Origin of the sequence: Kiloniella laminariae, from assembly GCF_027214005.1 — a bacterium.
GTDB classification, from domain to species: domain Bacteria; phylum Pseudomonadota; class Alphaproteobacteria; order Kiloniellales; family Kiloniellaceae; genus Kiloniella; species Kiloniella laminariae_A.
This window is the reverse complement of sequence record NZ_JAPWGY010000004.1, coordinates 121,543-142,586: the sequence shown is the minus strand read 5'-3', so window position 1 is coordinate 142,586 and position 21,044 is coordinate 121,543. Positions and strand designations below refer to the sequence as shown.

The 21,044-nt window shown below is 50.2% G+C and carries 29 protein-coding genes; 20 read left to right on the top strand and 9 right to left on the bottom strand.

Annotated elements, in window-relative coordinates:
• Positions 1-14 precede the first annotated feature (14 nt).
• Together O4H49_RS13130 and O4H49_RS13125 are read right to left on the bottom strand one after the other, a co-directional pair.
• Positions 15-950, bottom strand: coding sequence for a 2-hydroxyacid dehydrogenase (locus tag O4H49_RS13130; RefSeq protein WP_269423893.1), 936 nt, complete (start codon positions 948-950; stop codon positions 15-17).
• Entirely contained in the window at positions 947-1,360 is a 414-nt protein-coding gene (locus tag O4H49_RS13125) for a VOC family protein (protein ID WP_269423892.1), read from the bottom strand. The genes O4H49_RS13130 and O4H49_RS13125 overlap by 4 nt, the downstream gene beginning before the upstream one ends.
• Before the next feature lie 128 nt (positions 1,361-1,488).
• On the opposite strand from O4H49_RS13125, the gene O4H49_RS13120 reads away from it, so the two are divergent.
• Positions 1,489-2,418 (top strand): LysR substrate-binding domain-containing protein, encoded by a 930-nt coding sequence (locus O4H49_RS13120; RefSeq protein ID WP_269423891.1) that lies wholly within the window; start codon positions 1,489-1,491, stop codon positions 2,416-2,418.
• Between the two features lie 8 nt (positions 2,419-2,426).
• On the opposite strand, the gene O4H49_RS13115 is transcribed toward O4H49_RS13120, so the two are convergent.
• From O4H49_RS13115 to O4H49_RS13095, 5 genes are all read right to left on the bottom strand, one after another.
• Positions 2,427-2,633, bottom strand: a complete 207-nt coding sequence (locus O4H49_RS13115) for a helix-turn-helix domain-containing protein (RefSeq protein WP_269423890.1) — start codon at positions 2,631-2,633, stop codon at positions 2,427-2,429.
• A gap of 9 nt (positions 2,634-2,642) precedes the next feature.
• Positions 2,643-3,182 carry a DUF2975 domain-containing protein gene (locus O4H49_RS13110; RefSeq protein WP_269423889.1) on the bottom strand — a complete coding sequence of 180 codons (540 nt, stop codon included), beginning with the start codon at positions 3,180-3,182 and terminating at the stop codon, positions 2,643-2,645.
• A gap of 374 nt (positions 3,183-3,556) precedes the next feature.
• Complete coding sequence (locus O4H49_RS13105) at positions 3,557-4,015, bottom strand: hypothetical protein (RefSeq protein WP_269423888.1); 459 nt, start codon at positions 4,013-4,015, stop codon at positions 3,557-3,559.
• A 143-nt stretch (positions 4,016-4,158) separates the two neighbouring features.
• Complete coding sequence (locus O4H49_RS13100; RefSeq protein WP_269423887.1) at positions 4,159-4,788, bottom strand: LysE family translocator; 630 nt, start codon at positions 4,786-4,788, stop codon at positions 4,159-4,161.
• A 6-nt stretch (positions 4,789-4,794) separates the two neighbouring features.
• Positions 4,795-5,832 carry an isopenicillin N synthase family dioxygenase gene (locus tag O4H49_RS13095; RefSeq protein WP_269423886.1) on the bottom strand — a complete coding sequence of 346 codons (1,038 nt, stop codon included), beginning with the start codon at positions 5,830-5,832 and terminating at the stop codon, positions 4,795-4,797.
• Positions 5,833-6,940: 1,108 nt separating this feature from the next.
• Here O4H49_RS13095 and O4H49_RS13090 point away from each other — a divergent pair.
• The 4 genes from O4H49_RS13090 to O4H49_RS13075 all read left to right on the top strand — a co-directional run bounded on the left by O4H49_RS13090 (position 6,941) and on the right by O4H49_RS13075 (position 9,722).
• Positions 6,941-7,381, top strand: coding sequence for a hypothetical protein (locus tag O4H49_RS13090; RefSeq protein ID WP_269423885.1), 441 nt, complete (start codon positions 6,941-6,943; stop codon positions 7,379-7,381).
• A gap of 73 nt (positions 7,382-7,454) precedes the next feature.
• Complete coding sequence (locus tag O4H49_RS13085) at positions 7,455-8,411, top strand: putative phage abortive infection protein (protein ID WP_269423884.1); 957 nt, start codon at positions 7,455-7,457, stop codon at positions 8,409-8,411.
• A gap of 167 nt (positions 8,412-8,578) precedes the next feature.
• Positions 8,579-9,247 carry a hypothetical protein gene (locus O4H49_RS13080; protein WP_269423883.1) on the top strand — a complete coding sequence of 223 codons (669 nt, stop codon included), beginning with the start codon at positions 8,579-8,581 and terminating at the stop codon, positions 9,245-9,247.
• A 163-nt stretch (positions 9,248-9,410) separates the two neighbouring features.
• Positions 9,411-9,722, top strand: a complete 312-nt coding sequence (locus O4H49_RS13075; RefSeq protein WP_269423882.1) for a hypothetical protein — start codon at positions 9,411-9,413, stop codon at positions 9,720-9,722.
• A gap of 2 nt (positions 9,723-9,724) precedes the next feature.
• Here the strand turns inward: O4H49_RS13075 and O4H49_RS13070 are convergent, their stop codons facing one another.
• Together O4H49_RS13070 and O4H49_RS13065 are read right to left on the bottom strand one after the other, a co-directional pair.
• Positions 9,725-10,762 carry a phage portal protein gene (locus O4H49_RS13070; protein ID WP_269423881.1) on the bottom strand — a complete coding sequence of 346 codons (1,038 nt, stop codon included), beginning with the start codon at positions 10,760-10,762 and terminating at the stop codon, positions 9,725-9,727.
• Positions 10,749-12,563 (bottom strand): terminase large subunit domain-containing protein, encoded by a 1,815-nt coding sequence (locus tag O4H49_RS13065; RefSeq protein WP_269423880.1) that lies wholly within the window; start codon positions 12,561-12,563, stop codon positions 10,749-10,751. Before O4H49_RS13065 ends, O4H49_RS13070 begins: the two co-directional genes overlap by 14 nt.
• 152 nt (positions 12,564-12,715) lie before the next feature.
• Between O4H49_RS13065 and O4H49_RS13060 the strand changes: the two genes are divergently transcribed.
• From O4H49_RS13060 to O4H49_RS12990, 15 genes are all read left to right on the top strand, one after another.
• Positions 12,716-13,534: a GPO family capsid scaffolding protein gene (locus tag O4H49_RS13060; RefSeq protein WP_269423879.1), complete on the top strand. Its 819-nt coding sequence runs from the start codon at positions 12,716-12,718 to the stop codon at positions 13,532-13,534.
• 59 nt (positions 13,535-13,593) lie between these two features.
• A complete protein-coding gene (locus tag O4H49_RS13055) occupies positions 13,594-14,610 on the top strand; it encodes a phage major capsid protein, P2 family (RefSeq protein ID WP_269423878.1) in 1,017 nt (338 codons plus the stop codon).
• A 46-nt stretch (positions 14,611-14,656) separates the two neighbouring features.
• A complete protein-coding gene (gene gpM / locus O4H49_RS13050; RefSeq protein ID WP_269423877.1) occupies positions 14,657-15,391 on the top strand; it encodes a phage terminase small subunit in 735 nt (244 codons plus the stop codon).
• 129 nt (positions 15,392-15,520) lie between these two features.
• Positions 15,521-15,982 carry a head completion/stabilization protein gene (locus tag O4H49_RS13045; protein ID WP_269423876.1) on the top strand — a complete coding sequence of 154 codons (462 nt, stop codon included), beginning with the start codon at positions 15,521-15,523 and terminating at the stop codon, positions 15,980-15,982.
• Positions 15,982-16,212 carry a tail protein X gene (locus tag O4H49_RS13040; RefSeq protein ID WP_419715228.1) on the top strand — a complete coding sequence of 77 codons (231 nt, stop codon included), beginning with the start codon at positions 15,982-15,984 and terminating at the stop codon, positions 16,210-16,212. The genes O4H49_RS13045 and O4H49_RS13040 overlap by 1 nt, the downstream gene beginning before the upstream one ends.
• A 2-nt stretch (positions 16,213-16,214) precedes the next feature.
• The gene (locus O4H49_RS13035; protein WP_269423875.1) at positions 16,215-16,400 is read left to right on the top strand and encodes an HP1 family phage holin; all 186 of its coding nucleotides are present in this window, start codon (positions 16,215-16,217) and stop codon (positions 16,398-16,400) included.
• Positions 16,387-16,956, top strand: a complete 570-nt coding sequence (locus tag O4H49_RS13030) for a glycoside hydrolase family 108 protein (RefSeq protein ID WP_269423874.1) — start codon at positions 16,387-16,389, stop codon at positions 16,954-16,956. The genes O4H49_RS13035 and O4H49_RS13030 overlap by 14 nt, the downstream gene beginning before the upstream one ends.
• The gene (locus tag O4H49_RS13025; RefSeq protein ID WP_269423873.1) at positions 16,946-17,401 is read left to right on the top strand and encodes a holin family protein; all 456 of its coding nucleotides are present in this window, start codon (positions 16,946-16,948) and stop codon (positions 17,399-17,401) included. The genes O4H49_RS13030 and O4H49_RS13025 overlap by 11 nt, the downstream gene beginning before the upstream one ends.
• Positions 17,398-18,000: a phage tail protein gene (locus O4H49_RS13020; protein WP_269423872.1), complete on the top strand. Its 603-nt coding sequence runs from the start codon at positions 17,398-17,400 to the stop codon at positions 17,998-18,000. The genes O4H49_RS13025 and O4H49_RS13020 overlap by 4 nt, the downstream gene beginning before the upstream one ends.
• Positions 18,000-18,494 (top strand): hypothetical protein, encoded by a 495-nt coding sequence (locus O4H49_RS13015; RefSeq protein WP_269423871.1) that lies wholly within the window; start codon positions 18,000-18,002, stop codon positions 18,492-18,494. Before O4H49_RS13020 ends, O4H49_RS13015 begins: the two co-directional genes overlap by 1 nt.
• 2 nt (positions 18,495-18,496) lie before the next feature.
• Positions 18,497-18,913 (top strand): hypothetical protein, encoded by a 417-nt coding sequence (locus O4H49_RS13010; RefSeq protein ID WP_269423870.1) that lies wholly within the window; start codon positions 18,497-18,499, stop codon positions 18,911-18,913.
• Entirely contained in the window at positions 18,910-19,239 is a 330-nt protein-coding gene (locus tag O4H49_RS13005; protein ID WP_269423869.1) for a hypothetical protein, read from the top strand. Before O4H49_RS13010 ends, O4H49_RS13005 begins: the two co-directional genes overlap by 4 nt.
• Entirely contained in the window at positions 19,236-19,865 is a 630-nt protein-coding gene (locus O4H49_RS13000) for a hypothetical protein (protein WP_269423868.1), read from the top strand. The genes O4H49_RS13005 and O4H49_RS13000 overlap by 4 nt, the downstream gene beginning before the upstream one ends.
• 1 nt (position 19,866) lies before the next feature.
• Complete coding sequence (locus O4H49_RS12995) at positions 19,867-20,358, top strand: phage virion morphogenesis protein (RefSeq protein ID WP_269423867.1); 492 nt, start codon at positions 19,867-19,869, stop codon at positions 20,356-20,358.
• A 29-nt stretch (positions 20,359-20,387) separates the two neighbouring features.
• Positions 20,388-21,044: a phage baseplate assembly protein V gene (locus O4H49_RS12990; RefSeq protein ID WP_269423866.1), complete on the top strand. Its 657-nt coding sequence runs from the start codon at positions 20,388-20,390 to the stop codon at positions 21,042-21,044.

Below are 21,044 nucleotides of genomic sequence, written 5' to 3'. Positions count from 1 at the left end.
TTCTTAAACAGCCTCTAATAGCCTGTTAAACGCTCAACTGTTTTGGGCAGTTCACCTGTTGATCTGTAGCACCGGATATTCCCGGCCACGATCTCTACCGCGCTGCGGGGATTGGTCGGGGCGGCCACATGCGGCAACAGGGTAATATCCGGATGGCGCCAGAAGGCATGATCAGCAGGCAACGGCTCCTGCGAGAAAACATCCAGCACAGCATGCGACAGCTGCCCGGAATCCAGTGCAACCAGAATATCCTCTTCGATCTGATGTCCGCCTCTGCCGAAATTGATCAGACCTGCCCCCTTGGGCAAGCGATCAAAAAGCTCCCTCGACAGAATTCCCCTTGTTTCGTCGGTAAGCGGCAAGAGATTCACCAGCACATCTAGTCCCGAGAGAAAAGCAGGCAGGCTTTCCGGCCCGGCAAAACAGCCAACTCCGGCAAGTGATTTGGGTGAACGGCTCCAGCCACGCACCTTGAAACCAAGCTGATGTAACTGTGCCGCAGAAAGCGCACCCATTTCCCCAAGCCCCATCACTCCGATCTCACGATCAGAAGCCAGAGCCAGTATATGTTGCTGCCATTTTGCCTGCTGCTGTTGCTTGGCATATAGAGGCAGGTTCCTGTGCAGAGCCAGCACATGGGTTGCCACCGCTTCGGCCATAGACCGGGCCAGGGTTGGGTCGACCAACCGCACCAGTGGCACGTCTTCTGGCAAGGTCGGGTCCATCAAAAGAGCGTCCACTCCGGCCCACAGGCTCTGGATCCAGCGCAGGTTTGGCAGTTCTGCCAACACTCCCTTGGGCGGATTAGCAACAACCGCAAGCTCCACAGTCGCTTTGTCATTCATATCCCGGGGCAGCAGAATTTCTTCTTCTGGCAACGCCGCACGCAAAGAGCCAAGCCACTGGTTTTCCTCGTCAGCAGGCACAGAGGTCAGAAGCAAAATCGTCATGATGCAAATACCTTGTCGAGAGATTTGAAACCCTTGATTTCTATTGGATTACCAGAGGGATCATAAAAAAACATGGTCCATTGTTCTCCCGGCTCACCTTCAAAGCGAACCATTGGCTCCAGGACAAAGGATACATTGGCCTTTAGCAAGCGATCTGCGAGTTCGCGCCAGTTGTCATAGTCCAGGATCACCCCGAGATGCGGCATCGGCACGAGATGTTCGCCCACACGACCTGTATTTGCAACGGCAAAAGGCTCCCCCAGATGCAGGGAAATTTCATGGCCAAAGAAGTCAAAATCAACCCATGTCGGTGCCGACCGTCCCTCCGGACAGCCAAGCAGCGCTCCGTAAAACAACCGTGCGTCGCTTAGGTCACGTACATTATAGGCGAGGTGGAACAGGCTTCTCATCTGGGGCTCCTGGCTTGCTATGTCTGTTGGGATTATTAACAACGCAACAGTTTCCAGGATCTTCTAGCACAATCACAACAAAAGAATTACTGTATTATTGTTTGATCAAACAGAAGGAATTCTTTCTTTTGAATCTCTTGTTTCTGGAAAGTCTGGTCTATGTCGCCAATCTTGGGTCTCTAGCAGAAGCCGCACGAGCCCAGGGGCTTACTGCAACAGCTGTAAGCCAACGCTTAAAAGCTCTGGAGGGGTTAACAGGAACGGCCCTGATCGCCCGCTCAGGAAAAACAGTTGCTCTGACTGAAGCCGGGCAACGTATTCTACCTCATGCCCGACAGGTACTCGATGAACAACGCAGACTGTTACAGGCACTTGACCAGCAGAGTCTTTGCGGACGGGTTGAACTCGGGGTAATCTCAACCGGCATGACGGGTCTTCTCCCTTCTGTTCTCTGCAAGCTCGGAGCAAAGGAAAGCCCGGGAAAAGATTTGGAAGTCAAACTTCATCCGGGTACTTCAGCTCAACTTTACAACAGAATGTTACAGGACGAGCTGGATGCGATTGTTATCTCTGCAGCCCCCTTTGCCCTGCCTAAAACCCTGATCTCTGACCAGTTGCACCAGGAACCCTTATGCCTGATTGGAGCTGCCGGACAGATCACCGCATCCGACCAGCAACCAAAGCCGGAACAGCTGCATGATTTGATCCGTCAGGCCCCCTTCATACGCTATGACCGAAATGCCTGGGGCGGCAGGCTGGTTGAACGTTATCTTCGGGTGCATCAGATTCAGGTGAAAGAGTTTTGTGAACTCGACGCTCTTGAAGCCATTGCTGTATTGGTCAATTCCGGCCTCGGCCTTGCTCTTGTCCCGGATTGGCCTCAGCCCTGGATCCAAGGGCTGAAGCTGGACAAGGTTATTTTACCTGATACAGAATACGCAAGGCAGATCCTGTTATTGCGCAAAAGATCATCACGCAAGGAAACCGCGATTTCCTATCTGGCCGGACTGTTCAAAGAAGCTGCTCGGAACCTGTTGGTCAGTAAAGCTTCGGTGTAAAAAAATCGTCAAATCTCCTGAAACTCCAGCAGATCCCCCGGTTGACATTCCAGTTCCCGACAGATCGCATCCAGCGTTGTAAAACGCACCGCCTTTGCCTTGCCTGTCTTGAGAATGGAAAGGTTCTGTTCAGTGATGCCGATCCGTCGGGCCAGTTCACCCGATTTCATCTTGCGCTTGGCCAACATAACATCAAGGTTCAGTACAATTGCCATGGACCTTACCTAAACCGTGTGCCGCTGTTCGTCTTCAAGCTTTTTGCCCTCTTCCATAACCCAGGACACCAGCAGAATAATACCGCCGATAACCAGTGCAGAAAGATCGTTACTGTTGAGATCAATCACCAGCTCACGCTGGCCCGGGAGGTTATCAAGTGTCAGGGCAACACTGGCCAAAGGGGTGAAAAGAATTCCTGCCACCACTGAAGCAATGCAACAATAACCAAGCTTTTGAAAGCAACGAACATTCTCTTCGGCAAAGATAATACCCTGCTCATACAAGCCAAACAGCTTTTTCAAGGCAAGTAATCCATAAAGGGTAACAGAAAGAGGGATCAGGCTGGCCAAGAACGCCAACAAAAGCGATAAAGCCGAAAGCTCGCCAGTAATGGATACGGGTAAATCGTCATGGAACCCTTCAGGCAGATGATTGAAGCCCCCCCAGTAGATCAGGTCCAATAGCGGAACCAGAACAAGCAACAAGGTAAAGAGCAAACGATATTTTCGACTGGCACGGCCAATACGGTTTAGACTGATTCCTGTCATTTTCATAACTCTCTCAATAGATATTGCAAAGACAGAGAACCAAAAATAATTTTGTTTAACAAGTAAAATTTATCGATAAACAATAAATTTTCACTGATGATCAATTAAATGCTGACCTGTAAAGCAAAGAGACATCCGAAAAAACCCAAGCTCGGTTCGCCCCCGAGACAGCCAGTCACGTCACGACGCACCCATCACAGGTGGAGATATTTGAAAACCGGTTCTCTATTATACTCTGAAGCGACTTTTTAAAGGCGTTGCCATCCCCTCTCTTCCCGGACTGGGAATGAGTGCGGCAATTGGTCTGCGGGGAAAATGGCTTCTCAGTTGGCGTGCCTAACCGCCAGCGGTGCAGATATCCTCTTTCCCCAAATTCACGAGATCCGCGTCAAGCCGATCAGCAGGGTAACCACAACAAAGGCGACAGAACAGATAGCGATATAGATCGGATGCCAATACAACAGAAGCGGATTTCGGCTGCGCTGACGGTCCGGATTCTTGATCCGTCCGTCAAAATAAGCCCCTTCATCATAAAGCTGCAGGGCTGTATCAATATTCCGCAGGGTCAGTGATGCCTGATGACGGCGACGACCGTGGCGAACCAGCAACAGGACAATCACACAAAACAGCAGGGCGTTAACCAGCAGAATTGCCCAGATCAGCGGCAGGGTCAAAGACTGTTGTGCCGAAATCCAGCCAACCAGAATAAACTGGGCTGTCAGATATCCGAACACCAGACGCAGATCCAGATCCGCCATAAAGCGCAGTTGGGCTCCCTGCTCCTTGGCCAGTTCAGCCAACACCTGCGCACGCACTGGATCCAGCTTTTCCAATTGTTAACTCTCCCCAATGGCCTGGATAGCATCATCAGATATTCTTTTGCAGAACCTGTGATCAAAAGATATCCGGTATCGCCCCGAGCTGATGTTTGATCTGCGAAGCCAAGATCTTTGCCCGCGCCTTCAAAAAAAATCGATCAGATAAACAGGTAGATCGCAATTCCGATCAGGAACAGACCGCCGCTGAGAGAAAACAACCGCTTGATCCCCGGGTTGCTATTGACCCGTCCGGCAGCCCAGCCCCCGGCAAAGGCCATCAGGATATCCGACGGCATTGCAGTCAAGGGCACAAGTATTCCAAGCACCAGCATCTGCATCATCACATCATCGCGACTGGTATCGATAAAGGGGGGCAAAAAAGCGAGGAAGAAGAGAACCGTTTTGGGGTTAAGCACCTCGACCAGGATCCCTTGCCAGACAATCCGGGCAAAACTGGCACGCTCGATCCTCTCCACACTCAGGGTCCGCTGATCCCCCTTGACTGCTTCCCTAATCATCGAAAGACCGAGATAGGTCAGGTATCCAGCTCCGGCAAAGGTCAACAGAGTATAGGCCACCGAGGATTTCTGGAAAACCACCGCGAGCCCCAGCACCGCAATCAACGCCAATATCACCCCGCCAAGACCGAGGCCGATAGCCGACGCCAGTCCGGCAGACCTGCTTTGCCCGACTGTCCTGGACACAACATAAAGCATGGAGGGGCCCGGCGTCGCACTGAGCCACAAGCCAGCAATTGTTACAGCAATGATGGTATCCAGACTGGGCATTTCATTTCAACTTTTTAGTGCGTTGATACGATTCTCAAAGGGATTGCGAAAATCGGCAAGATCACTGCCCGGTACAGGAAACAGCGAATCGTTCTTGCGCTCGCGCAGATAGGAAAAATCCCGCCGCAACATACGTTCCAGATGCATGCCCGCCAGAAAACTTTCGTATCTTGGCGGATTTTCCGGTGAGATCAAGCTTTCAAACGGCTTGACCAGCGTGTGATAGTCCGGGGCGACAAAATAGGGCATGGAAAAGCGCTCTGGTGCCAGATTGAGCACCCGGTGCGGGGTCGCCCGGAAAGCGCCATTGCTCCAGGCCTCCATTATGTCGCCGATATTGACGATATAATTTTCCGGCATGACCGGCACATCAGTCCAGTTATTGGCAGAATCAAGAATCTGCAGCCCCTTCTGTCGTTGATGCAGCAATGTCAGGCACTCATAATCCGTATGTGCCCCCATGTTGACACTCTGATTCACAAAACTGGAGGGGCTGTGCAGGTAATGTAACAACCGCAGTTGGGCAATAGGTTTACGCATCAGGCTGGTCATTTCCCCCCGCGCCAGCCCCAGGTGCAGCTCCAGCGCAGAACAGAGACGAAAACCAACCCCGGAAATGGCCTGGTAATAGGTCGATATGGTTTCCCGGAAATGCGTGGATTCAGGCCAGACATTCGGACCCAGCAACAGATTTCCTGCCAGATAGTCCGGGTCGTCTCGCGGCAGTTCAAATGCCAGGTCAAAAGCCTCGTAACTGCGATGATCTTCATCATCATAGGCGCCCTTGTCGGTGAAGGGGACATAACCACGATGATTGGCGCTTTTCCCGATGTAATATCGCCACTTGATCTCATCCGGCAGGGCAAAAAACTCCTCTGCAGCCCCATAGGCACGGGCAATCAGATCCGAAGAAACACCATGATTGGTGATATAGAAAAACCCGACCTCACGCGCAGCTACCCCCAACTGATCCGCAGCCTGTCGACACGCCAGCGGATCATCTCCCGCAAGGGGCGCAATATCAATCACCGGGAGACTAACCATAAGACCCCTCTTTTCCCCCGACATCCCTATCGTCCGTTTTTCAGACTGCCTAAGCCTGTTTCGGCTGTTTTATTTTCCGGCTTTATTCTCGGGACATCCCCCTGTTCAACGTAAAAATCACAACTCCATTCCAACCCGAAACGCTGAAAAAGGCTGTGACCATCATTACCTGACGTGAACACTCAAGTATTATAAGCAATCGCTAAAATTTCAACCATGAATGCGGTTATCAAGGGGATTGTTTTTACGCTTCACATAGAAATGCCACAGCAAAGGCATCCAGGCAGAAGAGACTTGCTGGGAGCAATATCCGGACAAAAAAATAAAGAGGCGAGCAATTTGCTCAAGCCTCTTTATTTTTCAAACTATTGGTGCCCCCGGCCTGACTTAGACTTGCATTTATTTTCAAATAGATGACTCTTAATAATCGTAATTTAGTCGTAACACAGTCTTTAGTGACACAATACAGAAGGCTAAATTTTAGCGGTAATATCTGTAGAGTAAACAAGCCCAATATATAAAAATGATTTTTAATTATTTTGACCATCGGAAAAGCGTAACATCTGTAATCAGTACAAAAAACATAACTTATCTTATTGATATAAAAGATACATAAAGGTTACAGCATATAGTAACCCAAACGTAATCAGGTTACACTTTTCGTTGTAATTTTTTGATAAATTTTTATTGTTTAATATCAATGAATTAACAAGCAAGTGTAATATTTATTACAAAAAATTACAAAATATTGTAACCTATTTAATTGTTATTTTTCAGCATCTTAAATGACGAAAATAGTGGTGATTACAAAGGTTACGCTTTTCCGACGCCGAACTGAAAACACACCCCCCACCCTAAATATCTCTCTGGGATTGTGACCTTGTAAATCACCTGACCATTGCAGAAAAATGCGGAACATTTAAACACCACTATTCTCTGATCAACCCTAGCTTTTAACCCGTTTCAGGAATGTTCTGCGGTGCAAAAATTTCGACCTATTAAGCCCCAAGGCGCGGCGGGGGGAGAACTGCGTTTTGGGTGGATTTTTACCGGGTGCTCCGGTAAGCATTACTGGTAGTTGAAAACGCATGGCAGGGGATTACTGGTGATGACGACAGGTAGAGTTCCTCAAACTTCTTGTAAAAACTGGCTGACTTTTATGACTTTTATGAAGGAATTGCTTGTGATTATCAGGGAACTGCTGGTGGTTGTTTCTGCCATCGTAATCCCCTTTGTCATTGGATACAGCAGTAATAGCCTGACAGAAGCCCTCAAGGACAAGGAAGTCAGATTACGAACTGTCGAACTGGCGATTACCATACTTCAACAACCGATTACAGAGAACGGTAAGGATTCAACAGCCATCCGGGAATGGGCCATGACGGTGATCGATACCTATTCAGGTATTCCCATCCCGCCTGGTGCACGAAGGGAACTCCAGTATTTCAATTTTCCCTGGAAGATAATACCAGAGGGCTGGAGTTACGATGGAAGCCCTATACAGGGCCAACTCAAAAGCGACAATTTTATTATTGAACCAGCAGATTAGATGCGAATGAAACCAGATTTGCTTAACAGGCCAAGGATCTTGGCTTATCAAATTGATATATGCAGGAAAGTCTATGGCCGATACAAAAAATGACAAGGAAACACCCTTTTTTGAATCTTATAGGCCGCTATTATACTTAGGCATTTTCGTCTGCGTGATATTTTCGCTATTCAGCCTAGTTACTTTCTTTCCACAAATTCGGACCTTCTTTTTTAGCTGGTTATCCGTTACTGAAGTTCCGAATAATCTCTGGGGATCTGCTGGGGACTTCTTTGGAGGTTTTTTAAATCCCATCGTCAGTTTTGCTGCCTTTGTTGCTTTGATTTACACAATAACCCTGCAACAAAAAGAATTAGGCCTGCAAAGAACAGAATTAAAGAAAACGAATGAACAAATAGCACTTCAAATTAGAGAGCAAAAACTGACAACAGACCAGCTGACAGCAGCAGCAGAAGCGCAAAAAGAACAGTCGGCCCATCTTGCTGTGCAAAGTTTCGAAAATACTTTTTTCAAACTAGTCGACAGGCATCAAGCTATTAAAAATTCATTTATTTTAAGAATTGTAGGCAACAGCTATGAAGCGCAAGTTGCTTTTGATCATATAGCATTTGCAATAATTGGACATTTTGGAAAAATTGACTCCACTCATTTGGACAACGGCAATAAGACCAAAAATGAATTTAATAATTATATTATAGATAAAAATCCCATACTACCTTTTGCTGTATATTTACGCCTCTCATACAGAATATTTAAATTACTCTGGGAGAACTTTGGTTCCAAGGAAGAGCAACCTTGTCCAAAAGAACTCGGTTATGCAAAGCTCTTTCGGGCGCATTTTACTGATGAGGAACTATGGCTTCTTTTCGTTAACTGCTTAACAGAAAAGGGGGAAAAGTACCGCTTCTTCATAATACGCTATCAATTATTGGATAATTTCAACGAAGATCACTTGCCGGATAACGGGTTTCTTCGTGACCAGTACAACGAAATCATCGTCCAATCCCTGAACCAGCTGATAGAAGAATAGGTGATAACAGAAAGCCCCGACCTGATTTGCTGGAGGAGATCGAGTAGGTGGTTTCGACGGTTTCGATGTCGAAGGCGGGGCTGAGAGAGAACTGCGTTTTAAGGTGGTTTTTCTCGCCCCCTGCCGTACACTCGGCTTAGGCGTAGTAGCAGTGAGGAGGGGGAATAGTGTTAAAGATAACTCTAATTATCACAATAGTTTCTGTAACTATTGCCGTCATTTTTGCAATGATTTATGATCGTAACCCATTGTTTTTTTCGCTTGTATCTCAGGGGGAATGGGTAACTTTTTCAGGTTCCATTATTGGCTCGATAATAGCCGTTGGTGGAGTTTATATTGTAGCGCAACACCAGCTAAATTTTGAAAGGTCAAAAGTAAAAAAAATAACTCAAAAATCACAAGAAAAAGCGATTTTGGAACTTAAAAGCTATTTTTCTGATAGGAAGTCACAGAATGATTTTTTTCTGGCATATTATAAAGCTATCCGTACAGAAATACAAAAACCAACAAACCAAGAAATCGCTCAATATAAAAAATATTTAAATAAAATCAACAAATTAATCGAAACTCAAATTTTAAAATCCTTAAGCGAATTGGTAGAATTTATTATAGAAATAGAAAGTAATGATACTAAAGTCGATATAATTAAATACATCAATCGACAAACAAAATTCGATTATTTCAAGGCAAACGCAAATCGCCTTAAAAATTTGGTCACGTATCGTCTTAATTATGAACAAGGGATACAGAATGAAAAAGAAATTTTAATTAACATCAAAAAAGAGTTAGATTATGACTCAGGATTACTAAAGCTCATTTTAAATAATTTACGATAAATATTTGATCGGCACTTTTTGTATTAATTCTGCAAGTAGTTTTTTAAAACCAGGAGAAGATCTACCAAATTTAAAATTTTTTCAAATAACGGTCTTCAAAACCACTGCTTTTTTGGTATAGGGATTTATTGACCAGTTTTATACAACCAAAAGAAGCGGAATCATGTCAGACAATAATGATGAAATCCTCCTGCAGCTCAAGAAAGACAAAAAAGAAAAGCAGTTCATGACAATATGCCAGACGATATTTACCGTGAACGCCATTACCCTGAGCGTAGACGATAAAGATCTCAAGTTGCGGCACCTCTATTCTGCAACAGGAATTATGGGAATGATGTCAGATGCACTGGAGGCAAGTGTAAAAATCCCAAAAAACATGTGTGCTGCAGAAGCTGCTCATCAATTCTGTTTTTATTTTCTTGATAACTTGAGAGACCCGGAGAGTATGATCCCCCTGTGGTGTATGAAGTATTAGGCTTATTCTTCTTCCCCCGTTCCGGATTCCTCTTTCAGCCCCTCGATCACGTAGTCGTCGAAGACCATGACTTCCTCGCCGATCCAGTCATTGAGACTTTTGAACGATGATTGCAGCGGTACCAGTTCGTTGCGGCTGAAGACCTTGGCGGCATCGGTCGCGGATCCAAAACCGCCCGTGTTGTTGGGGACAATTCCCATCAGCTGCGGCGGTACCCGGTGAGCGGCAAGGATATCGTCGCGGGTGACATTCTTGACATTGAGAAACTCATCCTTGGCCCCGACTTCGGCGATCGGGATCACCTTCATGCCATCGGGTTTGCCGTTGGGGGAATAGGCAAACAAGTTCTTGAAATTGCCGGGTCCCTTGGCGTCCTTCAAGGCCTTGCGCAGGGAATCAATATCTTCCTGATTTTGCAACGGATCGGTCATATAGAGAATAAATCCGGCGTGGGATCCGTTTTCGTAATATTTACGCCGGAACAGGGTGGCGCTTTCATTCAAAAGCGCGGAATTGAGCGCCGCCAGATAACCAGGCATCCCGTATATTTCCTGATTGATATCCGGCTCGAGCAGATGAAATACCGGGCTTTTAAAGGCGTGTTCCTTGCCCATCTCATGCAGATACCAGAAGGCCCCCTCCCGACCGACCCGGGTGTATTTCGCCAAAGTCGGCTTGAGCTGATAACTCCCGCCCAGGCCGTTGCGGATCAGCTCCAGATAGCCATTGCCGAAAAACACAAAATCCGTGGCCCAACGTTTGAAGGATTGTTTGGGCAGCAAACGATGACCGCGGTAACAGCTGGTCAGAATGTTGACCTTGACCTCCATCGCCGATTTGTGATGCGGATTGGCCGTCTGGCTTTTGGCTAGGGCATCAAAGGAAATCGGAGGGGTGTAATACTTTCCGTTCCAGTTAGAATGGTAATAGCCGAGCAGATCGCGCCCCTGCAGCACCGGGACCGGATCGCCAAAGGAAAAGAAACTGGCGGAAGCAGGCTGCACAGCCTCATCCCTGGTTACCGATTTAATCGTTACCATCAAAAATCTCCATAAAAGAAACGGGGTTGTCGCCGGGCTCATCAATCGCGGTGATGCCTTCGGCCTGCAGGGCATGCATCACCGCCCAGGCTTCATCGGCATGTCCGGTTTCACTGGTTCGGCTGGCCTGAAAGGTGGTCTGACGGCCCGAAGCCGTCGCGGTTTTGCGGATGGTCATAAAAGCCATGGCCAGATCGGACCAACCGCTGTCAAATTCCAGCCGGCGCCGGCTGATGACCTGATAGGCTTTGAGCACAAGGCGGTTCTTGACCTCGACCGAATAGGAAATCGACACCGCCCGGGGAAAGAACTTCTGCACCAGCTCGAACACGCCCAGGCCGATGGTGCTGGTATCAATGCCGATATGGACCACGTTATATTTTTCGGTCAGGCGCTTGATACCGTTGGCCTGGGTTTCAAAATCGGTGTCTTTCCATTTTACCCGTTCCAGTATGCGGTACTTGCCGCCCGGTACCGCCGGCGGCGCGATCACCACAACACTGGCGTCGTCCTTGAAACGGCTGGGGTCATAACCGATCCAGACCGGCAGATCGCCATAGGGCCGCAAGGAGGTAAAATCCACGTCGCGCCAGGCGGTCCAGGTATCGACCATGCACTTTTCCAGCTGGCTCATTTTGAAAAAGCTGACGTGGTCGTCAACGAACTGACACATGAAGAGATTCTGATAGTCGTGTTCGTTGTATTCCAGTTTCAGCGACACCAGGTCAAACAGATCACAGCCGGCTTGCGCCGCATCCTCGACCGTAACGATCTGCCGCCACTGGCCGTCGTCGCAGAGAACCCCGCTTTTCAAGGCGGTGTGACTGATATCGATCTGGACCTTGTCAGCCTGGTCCTTGCCCTTGTTCCAGGCTTCGCCAGACCAGAAAGGATAGGCCTGGTGACCAATGGTCGAGGGGGTAGAAAAATAGGTCTGGGTCCATTTTTTGTGAACCGCCATGCCCGAAGCGACTTTTCTGAATTCGGCAAAACGCGGGATCCAGAAATATTCATCCATGTACAGGTGCCCGTGATAGGACTGGGCGGTTCTGGAATTGGTGCCCAGAAAATACAGCGTCGCCCCGTTCCACAGTTTGATCGGATCACCGCGCAGGGTCACATCGCAGACTTCCTTGACCCACTGGATGATGTATTCCTTGAACACATGGGCCTGGGCTTTTGACGCCGAGAGAAAAATCTGGTTGTCACCGGTGGTGATGGCATCAACAAAAGCTTCGCGGGCAAAGTACCAGGTGGCGCCGATCTGCCGGGATTTCAGGATATTGCGCAGCCGGTATTTTTTCCGGGCCCGGCGCCATTTTCGCTGATGACCAAAAAGGTTCTTGTCAAAATCGGTGACCAGGGCCTCGACCTGTTCTTCACTCAGCGCGTTTTTTGTCTCGTCCGGTTTTTTCTTTTTGCCGCTGTTGCGATTCTTGATCTTGGGGTTCAGATCAGATTCCTTGCCGCCTTCGGCATAGCGGACAATCCGGGCGGTGCGTTCCAACACCTTGGTCAGATTATCGATTTCACGATAATCGCCCTCGCTTTTCTCAGCCTTCATAATCAGCTGATTGACACGCAGGTGAATGTTGGCTTCTACTTGAACTGCAACCGTGGCCTCATCCCACTTGTCCCGGCGCTTCCAGCTGTCAACCGTGGGATAGGCCAGATTGAGGGCCTTGGAGATTTCCATAATCGTATAGCCCTGCCAGTACAGGGTACGGGCCTGTATGCGGGCATTGTGGGCAACAACGTTTTGATCTGGGTTTTGATCTGGCGATCTTGTCTTTTCGGTCATGCCCTCAAATTAACGACATGTCTGACATTTAAACCGCGGGTGCTGGTTGGATTGGCGCAATCCAACCCGGCAATGTTTGATGTTTTCTACGCTTTGCCGCGACCATGAGGTGAAATTGATCCTCCTGTTCCGACAAACAAGGCACCTCAAACATGCTTAAATCCAAATTCTTCCGTGTCGCCACTTCTGGAAAAACCGTTGATGGCCGGGAAATCAGCCCGGAACAGATCAATCAGATGGCCGCGAATTACAACCCGCAAACCTATGGGGCCCGGGTCTGGCTGGAACATTACCGATCGATTATGCCGGACGGTCCTTTCAAGGCCTACGGTGATGTAATCGGCCTCAAAGCAGAAGACGGACCAGATGGAAAGCGCGTGTTGCTGGCCCAGATTGCTCCGACTGCCGACCTGATCGAACTGAACAAGCGGGGTCAGAAAGTTTATTCCTCGATCGAATTGAATCCTAAATTTTCAGACACGAACCAGGCCTACCTGATGGGATTGTCCGTAACGGATAGTCCAGCCTCGATCGGCACTGAAATGATCAAGTTCTGTCTGGAAAACAAAGAAAAGTTCTCCAAAGGATCTGACCTTCCTGATTCGATTTTGACCGATACCATCGAAGTAGATGACCTGGACTTTGCCGACGACAGCGCAGATGACGAAGAAATCAAACCAACTTTGCTCTCAAAAATCAAAGGGATGATCGGCGCTTCTGAGAAAACAGATAAAAAAGCTTTTGCCGAGTTGCAAGAAGCCATCACCCTCTGCGCCAGCACAATTTCCGATCTGCAGAAACAGAACGAAGACAAGGCGGCAACGGTTGATATCACCAAGCTGTCCGCCCGGATCACCAGCCTGTCGGCAGAGGTCGACAACCTGACCAAACTTTCAAAACAACCCGCCGGCGATCATCTCCACCGCCCGGCCTCTGACGGTACCGGCGAACACGCCCTGACCGACTGTTAACGCCACGCCTTTGCCCAGACAGACACGACGCTGCCCCCAACCGGAAACCGGAAACTGACATGAAAAACGAATCCCGCGTTATTTTTGATGCTTACACACAGCAGATCGCCCAGATCAACGGGGTCACCGACCCGACCAGACAGTTCGCGGTCAACCCGACGATCGAACAGAAACTGGAAAACCGGATTCAGGAAAGCTCCGACTTTCTAAAATCCATCAATATTGTTCCGGTTGATGAAATCAAAGGGGAAAAACTGCGTCTCGGCACCTCCGGGCCAATTGCCAGCCGTACCAATACAAGTTCTTCTGACCGCACCCCCCGCGATATTCATGAACTCGAAGATGACGGTTACGAATGTTTCAAAACCGATTTCGACAGCTATATCAAGTATTCTACTGTCGATCTCTGGGCCAAGTTCCCGGACTTTCAGGAACGGATGCGCAACCAGGTCATCGAGCAGATTGCCCGCGATCGCATGATGATCGGCTTTAACGGTACCAGCCACGCGACAGATACCGATCTGGCAACAAATCCGCTGCTCCAGGATGTCAACATCGGCTGGATCCAGGAAATGCGTGTTAAAGCCCCCGCCCGTGTCCTGAACAACGTCAAGGTCGGCGATATCGGCGGCAATGATTACAAAAACATTGATGCTGCCGTCTACGATATCGTCGGCTCCCTGATCGACCCCTGGTTCCGCGAAGGCACCGATCTGGTGGTGATCTGCGGGCGCGACCTGTTGCACGATAAATATCTGTCCCTGGTTGATAACAACCCGGCGCCGACCGAACGCAATGCCCTGCAGACCCTTCTTGCGAACAAGCAACTGGGCGGCAAGCGCACCATGACGGTGCCGTTCTTCCCGGCAAAATCGGTCATGGTCACGCCATTGAACAACCTCTCGATCTATTACCAGGAAGGATCGCGCCGCCGCACGATCACGGACAACGCCAAACGCGACAGGATCGAGGATTACCAGTCGGTCAACGAGGACTATGTGATCGAGGAACTGGGTGCCTGCTGCATTATCGACGGCATCCAGACGCCAAACGCCACCAATGATGGCTGGATCTGATTGACCCGGCACCATCAGGCCATCACAGATTAAAAGGGGAACACCAATGTCACTTGCCCGCAAACACTTTGAAAAGGTCACGGCTGAAATTTCAGCCGGGGCCTCAAAGGAAAAAGGTCAGAACCGCGTTCATGGCAGCACCACCGACCAGATGCTGGCCCGGCTGCGTGCCCATGAAGTTATTCTTAAAAGCATCCAGTCGCGCAACCAGAAGATCATCAAGAAACGCGAATTCCTGCCAGAATACGAGGGTTATGTTGATGGCATTCTGGCCGCGGGTACCGGGCTGCAGGATCTGGTTGTGACCACGGTTATGGTCTGGCGCTTTGACGTCGGCGATCTCTCCGGTGCCTTGCAGCTGGCCAGTTATGTTCTGGAACACGATCTGCAACTGCCCGAACGATTTGCCCGCTCAGCCGCAACGCTGGTGCTGGAAGAAATCGCCGATCAGGTGGAACAGCTGCAGCCGACAGGTGATCTGGCTCTGACCTATATCGATGCGATGAACGAAGCCTTTGCCCTGACCGACGGCACTGATATGCCCGATGAAGTTCGCAGCAAGGCTTTCAAGTATCTGGGATATCTGCTGTATGACAGCAATCCTGAACTGGCCCTGGAAAACCTGAAAGCGGCTTTCGACCTCAATCCAAAATGTGGCGTTAAAACCAAAATCGGACAGTTGGAAAAGTTGCTCAAGCCCTCGCAAGAGGAACCCGCAACCGCTTCTGAACCGGACCCGAAACAAAAACCAGTTCCCCAGCCGACGAAGGCTAAAAAATAAGGGGTTTCCCCTGTCGTTGTTTAACGAGGTTCCCCCCGGTGCGACGGCGACAGAAGAAAAGATTTTCCCCCGAAGATCTCTTTTCTGTCCCGTCGCCATTTTTTTTAACCAGCAGATGGTGTGATCTTGATGTCCACGTTTGTCCCCAGCAGCCACAGCAATCCTGGAACCAGTGAAACCCTTGCCAACGATGGTTTTTATCCGGTCCTGGAACTTGCTGCATTCAAGGCGGACATGGCCCTGGGCAACGACAATGAGGCCACCCGGCTGGTGGCCTTGCTGCGCCAGGCGATGATCGAAATCAACCACGATCTCGCCAGCTGGCGGGCCGGGCTGACCTACACAACGCTGGCTGATGTGCCGGCGCAGCTCTATGACGGCCTTTCGGAAAAAGTCCACCTCTACAGATCCGCGGTGTTTAACCGGGCTCGTGCCCTGCTGATATCAACCCGGCGCGATTACGACAGCACCAAATCTGGACGGGACAAGGCTGATACGGTCGAACTGCCTGCCGATGATTATTTCCAGTACTCGCGCGAAGCCCTGTCCCGGCTGATGAACCGCCCGCGCAGTGTGATCGAGCTGATCTGATGCCGGGATCAACCATCACCATCATCAGCCAACAAAACGACAGCGTCGATGCGATCTGTTTTCGGCATTACGGCGGCTCATCCATGGTCGAAAAGGTGCTGGAAGCCAACCCCGGTCTGGCCGCTCGCGGCACCATCCTGCCGATTGGCCTGACCCTCACCCTGCCTGCGCCAGACCAGGCTAAAGGACCAGATCGGGCAGAAAAAAAAACGATAAAATTATGGGACTGAATATGGAAAAAATCCCGACCACCACGGCCTATATCGCTTCGGGTGTAGCCACTATTTTCGGTCTCACGGTTAACGAATTCGTCGCCTTCGCCGGGGTCACCATCGCCCTGCTGACCTTTATGACCAACCTTATTTTTAAATATCTGCATTACCGCCTGGAAAAGGAAAAACAGCATGACCGACCTTAAACAACGGTTTATTGACGGCATTATCGAAATTGAAGGGGGTTACAGCAACAACCCCGATGATTCCGGCGGCGAAACCAAGTATGGCATCACCGCACAGGTCGCCCGGAATTACGGCTACAAAGGCCCGATGCGCGATCTGCCGCGGGATCTGGCTTTCCGGATTTACAGCGATCTTTACTGGCACAGCCTGAAACTGGATCACGTCGTCGGCCTGTCGCCGCTCATTGCCGAAGAGCTGGCGGATACCGGCGTCAATATGGGCGTCGGTCGGGCGGCAAAATTTCTGCAACGCAGCCTCAACGCTTTTAACAAACAGCAACAGCTCTATCCCGACCTTGTGGTCGACGGCGCGATCGGCAATGCCACCATTGACGCCCTTCAGCGCTACCTGCACTTGCGACAGCGCGAAGGGGAAACCGTGCTTTATCGGGCGCTCAACGCCCTGCAGGGCGCCAAGTATATCGCCTTGGCCGAGGCCCGGGAAAAGGATGAAACCTTTATATATGGCTGGCTGCTCAATCGTGTCGGTATGGCGGGGTCTGACCATGTCCTTTGACCCGATCTCTGCGGTCTTTGGTGTCGCCGAAAAGGTTATCGAACGGGTCTGGCCGGATCCGGCGCAACGGGCTGAAGCGCTGTTGAATATGAAAAACCTGGAACAGCGTGGCGATCTGGCCTTTCTTGAAGCCGATCTGAAAGTCCTGACCGGTCAGCTGGAAATCAACCGGATGGAAGCCCAGCACGGCGGCAATTTCAAAGGCGGCTGGCGCCCCTTCTGCGGCTGGGTTTGCGGCATTGCCCTGGCCTATAAATTTATTCTCTATCCCTTTCTGGTTTTTGCCCTGCAGGTCACGGCGTTTTATGCCGATGCCCAGCTTTTCCCCATGGAATACCTCCCGGTGATCGAATGGATGGAACTCTCGGTGATCCTGACCGGCATGCTGGGCCTGGGATCGTTCCGGAGTTTTGAAAAACGGAAAACCCAGATGGGGGATCAATGAAAAAGCTTGCCGATCTACGCGATTTCCTGATTGCACATCCGATCGGCATTGATCCGGCGAACCTGCTGACCTTTGCCGAAAAAGGATCGGTCCAGCATCACTTTGATCCCGACGATCCTTCCTTTGCTACCCGGTACGATGCCAATGTGATCCTGGTCGACTTCACCGGTGATTTTAACGGCCTGATTTTTATCATCCTGAGCTGGCTGGAAGATCACGAACCACATATGAAACCGGAGGCCATCAGCTATCATATAGATATCCAGGATCATAAACGGGCCGATGTTTCCCTGCTGATCCCGCTAAGCGAAGACATCCTTGTTTCCCCGGTTGCCGATGGCCACGAAATCACTTCTCTGCCAGAACCCAATATCCACAAGATCGGGATGCCGGACGGATTGGTCCTGCCAATCCCTGATCCAGACGACCCAACCGATCCTCCTCCGCCCGGCGGGGTTCTGATTGATGACGATACAGTCAGCCAGACAAGTGTTTATTCAAGCCATAAAACCGAAAGCCGGCTGAGCGAAACCATCGGGGATCCCGCGGTCAATCTGGTGGTGCTTTTTGATAACCTGATCAGTCAAGGAAACGGATAATGTCCCTCCAGAATTCTCTCACCAATTTTGCCACCCGTCTGGCGACCGAAACAAACAACCTGCGCAATCAGATGGGGGCACTGGCCTCGCTCTCGACCAGTGATAAAGCCAGCCTGGTTGCCGCAATTAACGAACTGAAGGGCCTGATTGATACAGCCACCGGGATTAACGACACGGCAACAGCCCTGTCATCGACCTGGTCCTCGACCAAAATCAATGCCGAAATCATTGCCGCCAGGGATGCCCTCGTTAATGGTGCTCCCGGCGCTCTGGATACCCTGAGCGAACTTGCCACGGCTCTGGCCAGTAATGACGGGGATATCGCAACAATCCTGACCGCCCAGGCCAAACGGGTCAGAACCGACACAGCATCCCAAGGGTTGCTGCCGGCAGAGCAGGCCAATGCCCGGACCAACATCGATGCCGTCGCCAAAACGGATATCGGCAATCCCGATATTGACCTGATCGCGGTTTTTGAAGCCGGGCTGGCCTGATCATGTCCCTGGAGCAAAAACTTTCTCTATTGGCCAACCGGATCGGGCAGGAATTTACCTCTCTGCGAAATGCATTTGAAAGCAAAACTGTTGTTGATACAGGCACAAAATCGGGGGCTGTTGTCATTGATTATCGCGCTGGTGGGCTATACCAGGAAGGCCAGATCCAGAAAATCACAGTCGGTGGCAATATCACCAATCTGACTGTAATGAATTGGCCAGATAGCGGAAAAGCCGGGAAACTGACCCTTTACCTGAACTTGTCTAGTGCCAATACAGTTGATTTCACCTTTGTTTCCGGCTGGGCTCTGGGCTCTGCACCAACACTTGCTGTCGGTTTAAATGAACTGGTTTTTACCACGATCGACGGTGGCGCAGTCGTCATCGGACACGCAGTTGCCCTGGGGATTGCAACATGACCAATTCAGAGGAAATCCTTGCTGTTGTGCCTGATGGGCTACAACTTCACCTGGGCATTTACAAAGTCACCATTCATAATCCTTTAGCTTCAAGTAACTGCTTTGAGGCGGATGTTACTGTAGAAAAGAATGACTTAGTTATATTTCATGACCATGCCCGGCTGATTAACCCGCCCGTATATATATCGGAACCGACTGGGCAAACAGTTACTGAAGTTGACGAAATCACAGGCCAAGAAAATACAGTCCCGGTTTTCATTACTAAAAAAGATCCCCTCGGAGCATTAACTTCAATACTGCTATCAACTATTCAGGATTTGTCATGACAGTAACGGTGATTTATGCCGACCCCAGTGACAAATTTATTTATCGCAACGGAGTACCTTCATCCTACATCATGGTTGGAGGGGGTACTTTATCAACAAAAGCAAATATTGCTTTTGGTTATTGTGGTGCTTATCAAGCTGGGGCAACCTACTACTACATGCAATCCTTCTTTCGTTTTGACACATCCGTGATCGGTTCTGATCAAATATCTGATGTTGTTCTTGGCCTCGCTGGTTATTCCAACAATACAACAGTAGCCACCACTTTCGAAGTCCGGGCGATAACGTGGGATGGATCTGAAGGGGGGGATACCTATCAGAAACCGAGTGATTTGACCTCTTTACCCCTGGTGGCAAGTATAACCGAAGCAGACTATTCTTCGGACTATATGAATTTTTCCGAAACTTCAGAATTTAAAGATGCTATTAACGGCCAGGGGCACACCTCGATTGTTTGTCATTTTGACGGGCATGCTTCCAGCACCCCAGCCGTAGGATCCCAGTATCTCAGGTTTAAAATGACTGAAACGCTAGGAACTGTTTCGGATCCCAAAATAACAATCACTCATAGTGCAGACTCAGGCCCTGCACCTTTGGCGGTCGTACCTGCCGCAGTGCTGCTTTGACATGTCTGACGATCTGATCCAGGGCCTTGAGAAATTTGACAGCTGGATGGAACAGGTTATCGAAACCCTGTCCCCCGCCCGCCGGCGCAGTCTGTTCCGGGATATTGCCCGGGATCTGCGCAGCCGGAACCAGAAACGCATCACCGCCCAGCAGGATCCCGATGGCAGCAGCTGGGAACCCCGGAAGACAGTCCGCCCGGCTGCAGGGAAAAGCAGGACTGGACAGATCCGTAAAAAAAAGAAGATGATGCTGGGGTTGCGCAGCGCCCGACGGCTTAAATTTACAGCCAGTCCTGACAGTGCTGATATTGGCTTTGCCGGGCGGACGGCCCGGATTGCAATGGTTCATCACTTCGGCGGTATGGATCTGGTCGATCAGGATGGAACAACAAAAGTCCGCTATCCCGTCCGCCAGCTGCTCGGGTTTTCGCCTGATGATCGCGACGCGGTGCGTGACCGGATCCTGAGCACAATCTCCCAGGCATTCAAATAGACCATCAGCCCGGATTTCTCCGGGTTGCTTTGGCGCAATCCAACCGCGCTGAAGATGACTTCCCCCGCAGGCGAAATCATCATGGCTTTATGAGCCCAAACCTGACCGAAATCCTGCGCCTGATTGAAAACCTGATCTGCTACGGCACTGTTGTCGCGGCGGACTACCCCTCTGCCCGGGTCAAGGTTTCGATCAAGGGTCGCGCCACCGCCTGGTTACCCTGGTCAACAGATCGCGCTGCCCATGACCGGTCATGGGACGCTCCGGAAATCGGTGAACAGGTTCTGGTGCTTTGTCCCTCTGGCGATCCGGCCAATGGCGTGATCGCCGGGACCCTGTTCCGTCAAGCCGCCCCGGCCCCGGCCAGTTCGGTTGATACCACGCGACGGGTGTTTGGTGACGGCATGGTGATCGAACACGACCGGGCAACCAAACTGACCCGCATCAACGCCCTGGACAGCGAAGGCACGTTGGTACTTGAAGCAAAAAACATTGTCCTGCGCACAGGGGAAGAAGGCTATTTCCACCTCGACCACCACGGCAAAGCCACCCGCCTGACCCACTTGTCCGGCCCTAATTTTGAAAGCGAAAGCTGGATCAATGGATCTGTGGTCACGGCCAAGCCCGATTACGGATACCAGCCACCGGAAGTCCTGACCCCCGATGAAGAGGATGCCGGGCTATGA

What these genes read in the sequence shown, in the direction of transcription:
- O4H49_RS13095 (WP_269423886.1), bottom strand. Translation starts at nt 5,832, where the DNA reads ATGGTTAGTCTCCCGGTGATTGATATTGCGCCCCTTGCGGGAGATGAT.
- O4H49_RS13055 (WP_269423878.1), top strand. Translation starts at nt 13,594, where the DNA reads ATGAAAAACGAATCCCGCGTTATTTTTGATGCTTACACACAGCAGATC.
- O4H49_RS12995 (WP_269423867.1), top strand. Translation starts at nt 19,867, where the DNA reads ATGTCTGACGATCTGATCCAGGGCCTTGAGAAATTTGACAGCTGGATG.
- O4H49_RS13010 (WP_269423870.1), top strand. Translation starts at nt 18,497, where the DNA reads ATGTCCCTGGAGCAAAAACTTTCTCTATTGGCCAACCGGATCGGGCAG.
- O4H49_RS13020 (WP_269423872.1), top strand. Translation starts at nt 17,398, where the DNA reads ATGAAAAAGCTTGCCGATCTACGCGATTTCCTGATTGCACATCCGATC.
- O4H49_RS13035 (WP_269423875.1), top strand. Translation starts at nt 16,215, where the DNA reads ATGGAAAAAATCCCGACCACCACGGCCTATATCGCTTCGGGTGTAGCC.
- O4H49_RS13065 (WP_269423880.1), bottom strand. Translation starts at nt 12,563, where the DNA reads ATGACCGAAAAGACAAGATCGCCAGATCAAAACCCAGATCAAAACGTT.
- O4H49_RS13070 (WP_269423881.1), bottom strand. Translation starts at nt 10,762, where the DNA reads ATGGTAACGATTAAATCGGTAACCAGGGATGAGGCTGTGCAGCCTGCT.
- O4H49_RS13015 (WP_269423871.1), top strand. Translation starts at nt 18,000, where the DNA reads ATGTCCCTCCAGAATTCTCTCACCAATTTTGCCACCCGTCTGGCGACC.
- O4H49_RS13130 (WP_269423893.1), bottom strand. Translation starts at nt 950, where the DNA reads ATGACGATTTTGCTTCTGACCTCTGTGCCTGCTGACGAGGAAAACCAG.
- O4H49_RS13115 (WP_269423890.1), bottom strand. Translation starts at nt 2,633, where the DNA reads ATGGCAATTGTACTGAACCTTGATGTTATGTTGGCCAAGCGCAAGATG.
- O4H49_RS13000 (WP_269423868.1), top strand. Translation starts at nt 19,236, where the DNA reads ATGACAGTAACGGTGATTTATGCCGACCCCAGTGACAAATTTATTTAT.
- O4H49_RS13100 (WP_269423887.1), bottom strand. Translation starts at nt 4,788, where the DNA reads ATGCCCAGTCTGGATACCATCATTGCTGTAACAATTGCTGGCTTGTGG.
- O4H49_RS13060 (WP_269423879.1), top strand. Translation starts at nt 12,716, where the DNA reads ATGCTTAAATCCAAATTCTTCCGTGTCGCCACTTCTGGAAAAACCGTT.
- gpM (WP_269423877.1), top strand. Translation starts at nt 14,657, where the DNA reads ATGTCACTTGCCCGCAAACACTTTGAAAAGGTCACGGCTGAAATTTCA.
- O4H49_RS13085 (WP_269423884.1), top strand. Translation starts at nt 7,455, where the DNA reads ATGGCCGATACAAAAAATGACAAGGAAACACCCTTTTTTGAATCTTAT.
- O4H49_RS13045 (WP_269423876.1), top strand. Translation starts at nt 15,521, where the DNA reads ATGTCCACGTTTGTCCCCAGCAGCCACAGCAATCCTGGAACCAGTGAA.
- O4H49_RS13005 (WP_269423869.1), top strand. Translation starts at nt 18,910, where the DNA reads ATGACCAATTCAGAGGAAATCCTTGCTGTTGTGCCTGATGGGCTACAA.
- O4H49_RS13040 (WP_419715228.1), top strand. Translation starts at nt 15,982, where the DNA reads ATGCCGGGATCAACCATCACCATCATCAGCCAACAAAACGACAGCGTC.
- O4H49_RS13075 (WP_269423882.1), top strand. Translation starts at nt 9,411, where the DNA reads ATGTCAGACAATAATGATGAAATCCTCCTGCAGCTCAAGAAAGACAAA.
- O4H49_RS13110 (WP_269423889.1), bottom strand. Translation starts at nt 3,182, where the DNA reads ATGACAGGAATCAGTCTAAACCGTATTGGCCGTGCCAGTCGAAAATAT.
- O4H49_RS13025 (WP_269423873.1), top strand. Translation starts at nt 16,946, where the DNA reads ATGTCCTTTGACCCGATCTCTGCGGTCTTTGGTGTCGCCGAAAAGGTT.
- O4H49_RS13125 (WP_269423892.1), bottom strand. Translation starts at nt 1,360, where the DNA reads ATGAGAAGCCTGTTCCACCTCGCCTATAATGTACGTGACCTAAGCGAC.
- O4H49_RS13090 (WP_269423885.1), top strand. Translation starts at nt 6,941, where the DNA reads ATGACGACAGGTAGAGTTCCTCAAACTTCTTGTAAAAACTGGCTGACT.
- O4H49_RS13030 (WP_269423874.1), top strand. Translation starts at nt 16,387, where the DNA reads ATGACCGACCTTAAACAACGGTTTATTGACGGCATTATCGAAATTGAA.